The 5,031-nt window shown below is 74.5% G+C and carries 3 protein-coding genes; 1 reads left to right on the forward strand and 2 read right to left on the reverse strand.

Features of this window, described 5'->3' with window-relative positions; all coding sequences use genetic code 11:
- Positions 1-68 precede the first annotated feature (68 nt).
- Both ACWGL3_RS30895 and ACWGL3_RS30900 read right to left on the reverse strand, forming a co-directional pair.
- On the reverse strand, positions 69-827 hold the full coding sequence (locus ACWGL3_RS30895; protein WP_267949048.1) for a DUF2470 domain-containing protein: 759 nt from the start codon (positions 825-827) through the stop codon (positions 69-71).
- A 164-nt stretch (positions 828-991) separates the two neighbouring features.
- Positions 992-3,352 (reverse strand): hypothetical protein, encoded by a 2,361-nt coding sequence (locus ACWGL3_RS30900; protein WP_344183879.1) that lies wholly within the window; start codon positions 3,350-3,352, stop codon positions 992-994.
- Between the two features lie 744 nt (positions 3,353-4,096).
- Here ACWGL3_RS30900 and ACWGL3_RS30905 point away from each other — a divergent pair.
- Entirely contained in the window at positions 4,097-4,990 is an 894-nt protein-coding gene (locus ACWGL3_RS30905) for an SGNH/GDSL hydrolase family protein (protein ID WP_267950322.1), read from the forward strand.
- Positions 4,991-5,031 lie beyond the last annotated feature (41 nt).

The following is a 5,031-nucleotide window of genomic DNA, read 5'->3' on the forward strand; positions in this document are numbered from 1 at the left end:
TGTGTCGGGGGCCTCTCGCGGGGACCGGTTCCCGCCGCGGCCGCCCTCCCCGGCGGCGCGGCCGCTCCTCAGGGACCGCAGCGGTGGGGGAGGCCCGCCATGCCGTGGACCTCCGCCGCGACGTCGTGGGGGGTGTCCGCGGGCCTGCTGAAGGGGAGCCGGGCGTCGACGTCGCCCTCGGGGCCCTCGAAGCGGAGCGTGATCCCGTACCGGTCCACGCCCAGCGGCCGCGGTCGCCCGGGCGGCAGGGGTTCGGGGGAGCGCACGGCGATCGCGTGCAGGATGTCGGGGTGGTCCTCCTCCAGGTGGCGCAGCCACTCGCCCTCCCGGCGCCCGAAGGGGTCGGTGCGCGCGCGGACGAACTCGTCCGTGCGCAGGAGGTGGCAGCCGTCGGTGTCGGAGTGGACCACCAGGTAGGGCTCCAGGGCCACCATCGTCCGTCCGTGGCCGATGTCGAGCAGCCGTTCGTCGGGATCGTCGCGCAGGACGCGGAGGGCGCGCAGACGGGCCGTCGGGTGGTCCAGCCGGGTGAGGGTGCCGCTGATCCACAGGAGGGAGCGTGTGCGGTCGCGCAGGGGCACAGGGGCCGTGTCGGTGAACTCGACCGTGGCGGCGGTGGTGTGGCGGCCGATCCGCTCCAGGAGGAGGTGGCGGTCGGGGACCAGCAGGCTCACGGAACCGTTGGGGTGGATGTGGCAGGCGGGTTCGTCGAGGTGCACGGCGTGGTCCCGGGTCGTCACGGTCACGGGGTTGGGACGGCCCAGGACCGACCGCGCGCGTTCGGCGGGCGGGGGAGCCAGGTGCTGGTACGTGGACAGGGGAACCACCTCGATTCTTACTTAGGTGAGGCTAACCTACATGGTTCGACCCCTGGTGGGACACCCCCGGGCGCGCCTTTTCGCGGAGAGGCGGGCGCACGACGGAAGCCGCCCCGGGACGGCGGTCCCGGGGCGGCGAGGATCGAAGGGGCCGCAGGAGCCCCCGGAAGGGGTCAGTGCGCGGCGAACAGCCCCGAGCGCAGCTCCCCGGCGATGTCGTTGTCACCGCGCAGGTTCAGCAGGTCGATGAGCGACTGCGGGTCGGCGAGCGCGTCGTCGTCGTGGTCGGTGATACGGCGCGACAGGATCTTGAGGGCCTCGTCGGTGGAGGCGGGCGCCGTGTACCCGCTCAGGTGCAGTGCCCGGGCCGCGGGCGTGTACCCGCTCAGGTCCGTGGCGGGCAGCTTGCGCGCGTCCAGGCGGTCGCCCGCCACGGTGATGAACATGCGGTCGCCGGGCTGGGCGGCCTGGCGGCGCAGCAGCGGCCGCAGCGAGTCGAACGCGGGCTGGTCCCTCCAGACGAGGACCAGCAGGTCCGCTCCGGGCGCGGTCAGGCACAGCAGACGGCCCGGCTGGAGCCCCAGGTGCGTGGCATAGCCGTTGGGGACGGCCACGGGGGCGCCGTTGAGGTGGTCGGCGGTGATGTCGATGCGGTGCCACCAGCGCCCGTCCGGGGCGCGGAAGCACCGGGCGGCCATCGCCGGGTCGCTCGCGCCGGGGCGCGCCGCGGGGGCGTGCGAGGCGAGGACCGGCTGGAGGGCGGGGCCCGGACCCCCGTGCGGGTGCCCGAGGAGCACGGGCCGGTGGGGTTCGAGGCCTGTGGGGACGAACACCGCGCCCGCCTGGTCGTGGACGGTCCTCTGCCGGTGCTCCGGAAGAGCGGCGACGGGCTCGGGCTGCGCCGGGGCCCCGGGCCCCTCGACGCGCCGCCGGATCGGCAGCCCGTTCTCGGTGGTGGCGCCCGAGTCCTCCGGGGCGATGTGCCCCGGGTGGCTGGTGGGAGCCTCCATCGGGACCGAGGCGTCGACGAACACGTGCCCGTCCTTCAGGCTCACCCCGGGGGTGCTCAGCAGCCAGGCCCGGAGCTCCTGCTGGCGGATGCCGATACGGCCGAGCCGCAGGCCGGCCTCGGTCATGTCGGGGGCGTCGCCCAGGAGCTCGCGGGTCTGCCAGCGCAGGCGGTTGGGGTCGTCGGCGATGAGCCAGCCGTTGTGCATGCGGCGGTCGGTGAACAGGGTGATGATGACCCGCCACAGGGGCGTGTTGAGGGTGGGCACGTCCACCGGGTGGTCGGGGTGCGCGTTGATCAGCCGGTCGATGGTGGTCGCGGACCCCAGCTGGTCGGACAGCTCGCGCATGTGCTTGGTGACCGCCGCGCCCTCGGGCGAGTTGAGCCAGCGCAGCAGGCGCTCCTCCACCTTGCGCTGGGCGCCGCGGATCTCGGTGACGTCCACCGCGATCTGCTCGGAGAGCACGCGGATGCTGATGGGGTCGGTGGCGAAGAGGCGCTCGGCGGCGACCGTCCGCTCCAGGTCGGGCCAGGAGCGGAACATCTCCTCGACCAGGTCCACCAGGGGGTGCTGGCCCAGGGCGGGGGCCGGGGGGCGCTCCTCGACGTGGTCGGGCCGCATGGCCTTGGGCGGGCCGAAGCTGGGCCGGCGCAGCGTGCGGCCGGGGCCCACCAGCGAACTGCGGAACTGGGAGCGCAGGTCGCCCGGGGCGCCCTCGCGCCCGGCGTCGGCGGCCTCGGCGCCCGGCGCGGGACCGGGGAGCATCGCGGCGGAGCTCACCATGCCGGTGGGCGCGGCGCCGCCGTGCCCGTTGACGGGCGCCTCCTCCGTGAAGGGGGCTTCGGCCCCCTCGCGCTCCTCGCGCTGGGCCCGCAGGGCGCGCAGGGTCCGGATGGCGCGGGTGGCGGGTGTCTGCGGCGGCGTCGAGCCGTGGCCGGCGGACTCCGAGGCGTCGGCCGCGCCGTCGGCGCCCGTGGCCGCGCTCAGGTACTCCAGGGCGCTGCGCACGTGGTCCGGCACCGTGTCGGGGATCCAGTGCGCGATGGTGCGCACGGCCTCCAGCATCAGGGCCGGCGAGGGGGTCGGGCCGCCGGGCAGCTCGCAGCAGGGCTGGAGCGCCCGCCAGGCGACGGTGCTCACGACGTCGAGGACCCCGCATCCGGAGAGCGGCCACTCGCCGATCTCCTGGGGCGCGGTGGAGATGAGGCGGTCCCAGTCGCCCGCGGCGGCGGTGACGGCGCCGCGTACCGGCTCGGACAGGTCCGCGCAGCTCACCTGCTGGGTCCGCAGGCTCGGCAGGAACTCGGAGAGGGGCACGTGCCCCCACTGCTCGACCGCGAGGCGCGCGATGCCGTGGGCCAGCCACGGGGGGCCCGCGATGTCCAGGACGCGCGCGACCGGGAGCGAGTGCCACCAGCCGTCGATCAGCCGGTCATGGTGGAGAAGGGGTGCCACGTCCGGCGACCTCGACCACCGCAGGGCGGGAGCGAGGTCGACGAGGCAGATCGGAGAGACGGCGTTCATCCGCTGGGGACCTCGACCTCCTGGTGTCTGCACGTGAATTGGGGAGGAACCGCACGGGCCTTCGGTTCGATGCACCACAGTACGCGCCCTTCACCCGGACGGGGGCCGGACCGCGAACCGGTCCGGTGCTTCGCGGGTGGGCACGGCGAGCCGGGGGACAGGGGTGCCGTGAGCACTTCCCCGAGATCGTACGTGCCCCGGAGCCGCATGGGTACCCCCAGGTCGGCCCGGTCCGCGGCGACCCCGCCGTGACCGCGCCGTGTGATGACCGTGACAAGGGGGATCGGTGTCCGCGGAACCCGAAGCCGTGTGAGCTAGCTCATAGGGGGCATGCGGCTCATATCGAACCGAGCAGTCGTTGTTATTCACTGTGCCGTCATATACGCGCCCTCTCCGCGAAACAGGGGCGCGCGGCCGCCCGGGGAGAGGGGACCACCCGGAGCGGGCCGGCGGGCCCCCGGGTCAGGCGTTCCGACGCCGGTCGTGGGTATGCTGGTCGGGCACTGTCCTCGCCCGAACGACCTTCGGCCGGGTGGCCGCGCTCCGCGGCCGACCAGGGGTCGACGGTGTTCGGACCCGGGTCGGCGGTACACCGCGGCCCGTACCAGGATTCCGTTCCCGCGCACCCTCGGCGCTTCGTAGGCGTGGGACGGTCGAGCCGGATGATTGGTTGACGTGACAGACCTTGAGACGAATCCCCCAGCGGCCGCTCGCGCGAGCAGACCGGACGTCATCCGGTCGTTCGTGGCGATCGGCGACAGCATCACCGAGGGGATGGAAGACGACAGCGGCCCCAACGGCGAGTACCGCGGATTCGCGGACCGTCTCGCGGAGCACCTCGGCACGATCTCCCCGGACTTCCGGTACGCCAACCTGGGTGTGCGTGGCCGGCGCATGCGCCACATCTTCGGCGAGCAGCTCGACCAGACGCTGGACTGGAAGCCCGACCTGGTGACCGTCCTCGCGGGCGGCAACGACGTCCTGCGCCCCGGCGGCGACCTCGACCAGCTGGCCGAGCACTTCGAGTGGGGCATCCGCCGCCTGCGCGACGCCGGGATCCGCGTGGTGATCCTGTCCGGGCACGACACCGGCTGGATCCCCGTGCTGCGCTACTACCGCGGCCGCATCGCGGTCTTCAGCATGCACATGCGCGCCGTCGCCGAGCGCACCGGCACCGAGATCGTCGACCTGTGGGCGCTCAACGCCCTCACCGACTCCCGGGCCTGGAGCGACGACCGCCTGCACCTCAACGGGGCCGGCCACCAGATCGTCGCCGCCCGCATCGCCGACCTCCTCGGCTTCCCCATGGGGCCGCGCGAGTCCTGGACCGACCCGTGGAGCACACCGCCCCAGCAGCTGCCCCGCATCCTGCGCCGCCGGGAGAACCGCCGCTGGGCCCGCCAGTACGGGGTGCCGTGGCTGCGGCGCCGCCTCATGGGCCGCTCCTCCGGGGACGGCCGCCTGCCCAAGCGACCGGAGCTGGAGTACCTGCACGACGAGGCCACCCGCGCCCGGATCGCCCTGGCGATGGAGGAGGCCGGGGTCCTGGAGTCGGACTACGACGCGTACGCCGCGGGCGACGGCGCCGCTCCCACCAGCAGCCCCTCGGGCACCAAGGGCCCGGACCCCGTGGACTGAGCCGCCGCGAGGCCCCGGCGGGCCCCGCACCCGGGTGGTGC

The sequence above is a fragment of the Nocardiopsis sp. NPDC055824 genome (assembly GCF_053616335.1).

Coding starts and splice junctions, on each gene's coding strand:
- ACWGL3_RS30900 (WP_344183879.1), bottom strand. CDS start 3,352: ATGAACGCCGTCTCTCCGATCTGCCTCGTCGACCTCGCTCCCGCCCTG.